Genomic DNA, 4677 nt, shown 5'->3' with positions numbered 1-4677 from the left:
GCAGGTCCGTTCCTGCTGATGGAGTTCAGTCGGCAGCGTGGGCTGTCGCCCGACGGACGCTGTAAGTCGTACGCGGCCGGAGCGGACGGTACCGGCTTCTCCGACGGCCTCGGACTGGTCGTGCTGGAGCGGTTGTCGGATGCGCGTCGCAACGGTCACCGGATTCTTGGTGTTGTCCGGGGTAGTGCGGTGAATCAGGACGGTGCGAGTAATGGTCTGACGGCGCCGAACGGTCCTTCGCAGGAGCGGGTGATTCGGCAGGCGTTGGCGAACGCCGGGTTGAGCCCTGCCGATGTCGATGCCGTGGAGGGGCATGGCACCGGCACGAAGCTGGGTGACCCGATCGAGGCTCAGGCGTTGTTGGCGACGTATGGGCAGGAGCGGGCTGAGAACGATCCGCTGCGGCTCGGGTCCATCAAGTCCAACATCGGGCACAGCTCAGCGGCAGCGGGCGTGGCGGGTGTCATCAAGATGGTCATGGCGATGCAGCATGGGAAGTTGCCTGCCACGTTGAACGTTGATGCGCCGTCGCCGCATGTCGACTGGGAGGCCGGTCAGGTCAGGCTGCTGACGGAGGCGGAGGAGTGGCCTGCGGGTGAGCGGCCGCGACGTGCTGGAGTGTCCTCCTTCGGAGTCAGCGGCACGAACGCTCACGTGATCATCGAGGAGGCTCCTTCCGCCGAGATCGAGGAGCCCGCCGAGCGTCCGGTGACGGTGCTGCCCGCTGTGCCGGTGGTCGTGTCGGGCAAGAGCGAGGTGGCCTTGCGGGCCCAGGCCGAGCGGCTGCGCGCCCATGTGCTGGCGCAGCCGGAGCTTGATGTCCTGGACGCGGGCTTCTCGTCGGTGATGGCGCGGGCGCAGTTGGATCAGCGGGCTGCGGTGGTGGCGTCGGATCGGGAGGGGTTGCTGGCGGGGCTTGCGGCTTTGGCCGGCGGTGAGGCTGCGGCCGGTGTGTTCGACGGTCAGGCGAGTGCGGGTCGTACGGCGTTTTTGTTCACGGGTCAGGGGGCGCAGCGGGCCCGGATGGGTGTGGAACTCGCCGCCGTCTATCCGGAGTTCGCGCGGGCGTTGGATGAGGTGTGTGCGGAGCTGGATCCGAGGTTGGGCCGTTCGGTTCTGGGTCTGCTGGCTGCTGAGGAGGGTTCCGCGGATGCGGGTCTTCTGAATGCGACGGAGTTCACGCAGGCGGCGTTGTTCGCGGTCGAGGTGGCGCTGTTCAGGTTGGTGGAGTCTCTCGGGGTGCGCCCGGATTATCTGATCGGGCACTCGGTCGGTGAGCTGGTGGCCGCCCATGTGACCGGGGTGCTGTCCCTCGCGGATGCCTGCGCTCTGGTGGTGGCGCGTGGCCGGTTGATGGGTGCGTTGCCTGCCGGTGGTGGGATGGCGGCGGTGCAGGCGACGGAGGAGGAGGTTGCCGGGGAGCTGGCCGGGTTCGAGGACCGGCTGGGGATCGCTGCGGTCAACGGTCCCCGCTCGGTCGTGGTGTCCGGTGATCTGGACGCGCTGGATGAGTGGCTGCCGCGGTGGCAGGGCCGTAAGACGAGCCGGCTGCGGGTGAGTCATGCGTTTCATTCGCATCGGATGGAGCCGATGCTGGCGGAGTTCCGCAAGGTCGCCGAGACCCTGACGTTCCACAGCCCCCGGATCCCGGTGGTGTCGAATGTGACCGGTGCTCTGGTGTCGGCGGAGCTGGCCGACCCCGGCTACTGGGTGGATCACGTTCGTCAGGCGGTTCGGTTCACGGACGGGGTGCGTACCCTCCAGACCGAGGGTGTCACCCGGTTCCTGGAGCTCGGTCCGGACGGCGTGCTGACGGCGTTGGCCCGTCAGTCGCTGGATGAGAACACCACGGCGCTGTTCGCAACCGCAATACGGGCCCGTCACCCCGAGGCGGAGACCTTCGCCGCGTTTCTCGCGCAGGCGCACGTAGCCGGTGTGCCGGTGGATTGGTCGGCGTTCTACGCGGGCACGGGCGCCCGGCGCGTCCCCCTGCCGACCTACGCCTTCCAACGCGAGCGGTACTGGCTGGCTCCTGGTGTCGGGGCAGGTGACGCGGCTGCTGCCGGACTCGGGCGGCTCGACCACCCACTGCTCGCTGCCGCCGTTCGGGTGGGGGAGCGGGACGAGTGGCTGTTCACCGGACGCATGTCGCAGGACAGTGCGCCCTGGGTGCAGGACCACGGTGTACTCGGCATGGTGATCGTGCCTGGCACCGCGCTGGTCGAACTGGCCGTCACGGCCGGGCAGCACGCAGGCAGTCCGGTCCTCGAAGAACTCGTCCTCGAAGCGCCGCTGATCCTTCGTGAGAACGCAGCGGCACAACTTCAGGTCACCATCGGTGAGCCTGAGGAAGACGGCCGTCGCCCGGTAGCGATCTTCTCCCGCCCCGAGACCGGAACCGAGTCGGAAGCTGAGTCGGAAGCGGTCTGTCACGGGCGCGGCGTGCTCGCTCCGGACGCCGATCCGGACGCGGAGCCCATCGCACCGTCGTGGCTGCCTGTCGAGTGGCCTCCGGTGGATGCGGAGCCGGTTGACGTCGGCGCGATGTACGAGCGGCTGGCCGAGGTCGGCTTCGACTACGGTCCCGCATTCCAGAGTCTGCGCGCGGCCTGGCGGGACGGCGACGACATGTTCGCCGAGGTCGCTCTGCCGGACGAGCACGCCGAAGCGGCACGCAGGTTCGGCTTCCATCCGGCGCTGTTTGATGCCTCGCTGCACGGCGGTCTCGGCTGGCTCGACGACGGGGAGGGCGCTTCCGCCCGGCTGCCCTTCTCCTGGTCCGGGGTGCGCTTCGCGCACGCCGGCGCCTCGCGGGTACGGGTGCGGATCGGGTCGGCGGGCGAGTTCGCACTGCGTGTCGATGTCGTCGGTGAGCAGGGCGAGCCGGTTGCGAGCGTAGGGAAGCTGGCCTTCCGTCCGGTCGACCAGGCGCAGCTCGCAGGCGTCCAACGGTCGGAGGACAGCTCGCTGTTCGAGGTCGATTGGGCACCGCTGTCCCTGCCGACCCCGGCTGCTGTGCGGGTTGCGGTGTTGGGTGAGGCGGGGCACGCCGATCTGGACGTGCTGGAGGGGGCGTTGGTCGATGGTGCCCCGGTGCCGGATCTGGTGCTGGCCGAGGTGGAAGGGCCGGCGGGTACTCCGCTGGCTGTGGCCACGGGGATGCTGGGGCTGCTTCAGCGGTGGCTGGCGAGTGACCGGTTGGCTGATGCGCGGCTGGTTGTGGTGACGAGGAACGCGATCGCCGTCGGTGATGACATTCCTGATCTGGTGCTGGCGCCGGTGTGGGGTCTGGTGCGCAGTGCGCAGTCGGAGCATCCGGGCCGGATCACACTGGTCGACCTCGACGGTGACGGTGACGTGCCCGACTGGAGCGCGCTGGCTGCTCTCGACGAGCCTCAACTCGCCGTCCGTCAGGGCAGGTTCCTGGCACCGAGGCTGTCCCGGGCGTCCTCTGTACCGGTCGAGGCCCCGGTACTGGACCCCGGCGGCACGGTCCTGATCACCGGCGGCACCGGCGGCCTGGGCGCGGTCTTCGCCCGGCATCTCGCCGAACACCACAGTGCCAGGCGGCTGCTGCTGGTCAGCCGGCGCGGTCCCGACGCCCCCGGAGCCACCGAACTCGTACACCACCTGGCGGAGTTGGGTTGCGAGGCCCGTGCCGTGGCCTGTGACGTGTCCGACCGCGGCCAGCTGGCCGCTCTGATCGGCTCCCTCACGCACCCGCTCACGGCTGTGGTTCATGCGGCCGGTGTCCTGGACGACGGTGTGATCACCTCCCTCACCCCCGCGCAGCTCGAACGCGTCATGCGGCCCAAGGTGGACGCGGCCCTGCACCTGCACGAACTGACCGCGGACATGGACCTGTCGGCGTTCGTGCTGTTCTCCTCCGTCGCCGCCCTGATCGGCAGCCCTGGCCAGGGCAACTACGCCGCGGCCAATGCCGTACTCGACGCGCTGGCCGCGCAGCGTCGTGCTGCCGGCCTGCCGGCGACCTCGCTGGCGTGGGGGTTGTGGGCGGATGCGACCGGGATGACCGGGGAGCTGGATGAGGCGGAACTCGCGCGGCTGGAGCGGATGGGTGTCGGCGCGCTGCCGACCGCCCTCGGCCTGGAGCTGTTCGACGAAGCCCGGCGGCGCGACGCGGCCCTGCTCGTGCCAGTGCAGTTGGACCTCGCTGCTCTGCGGGCGCAGGCCCGATCAGGGTTGCTGCCGGCTCTGTTGCGTGGGTTGGTGCGGATGCCGGCACGACGTGCCGGGGCCGCTGGTTCGCTCGCCCAACGGTTGGCCGATGTTCCACAAGCGGACTGGGAGCGGGTGGTTCTGGAGTTGGTCCGGAGCCAGGTGGCGGCTGTACTCGGGCATGCGTCGTCCGAGGTGATTGATCCGGGGCGTGCGTTCAAGGAGCTGGGTTTCGATTCGCTGGCCGCGGTGGAACTGCGTAACCGGCTGACCCAGACCACCGGCGTACGGCTCCCGTCGACGCTGGTCTTCGACCACCCGTCACCCATTGCCGTCAGCCGGTTCCTGCTGGCGGAGGTTGGTGGGGGTGAGGGTGTTGTTGAGCGTCGGGTGGTGCGGGCGAGGCGTTCGTCGCGGGTGGATGAGCCGTTGGCGATTGTGGGGATGAGTTGTCGGTATCCGGGTGGTGTTACGTCTCCTGCTGGGTTGTGGGAGTTG

General features: G+C 69.4%; 1 protein-coding gene. It reads left to right on the top strand.

Annotated elements, in window-relative coordinates; genetic code table 11:
* Positions 1 to 4677, top strand: a 4677-nt coding sequence (locus tag ACFWXC_RS52880) for an SDR family NAD(P)-dependent oxidoreductase (protein WP_384491501.1), incomplete at both ends; no start/stop codon positions are given.

The sequence above is a fragment of the Streptomyces sp. NPDC058683 genome (assembly GCF_042716195.1).
In the GTDB taxonomy this organism is placed as follows: domain Bacteria; phylum Actinomycetota; class Actinomycetes; order Streptomycetales; family Streptomycetaceae; genus Streptomyces.
This window is presented reverse-complemented; position numbering and strand designations above follow the sequence as displayed.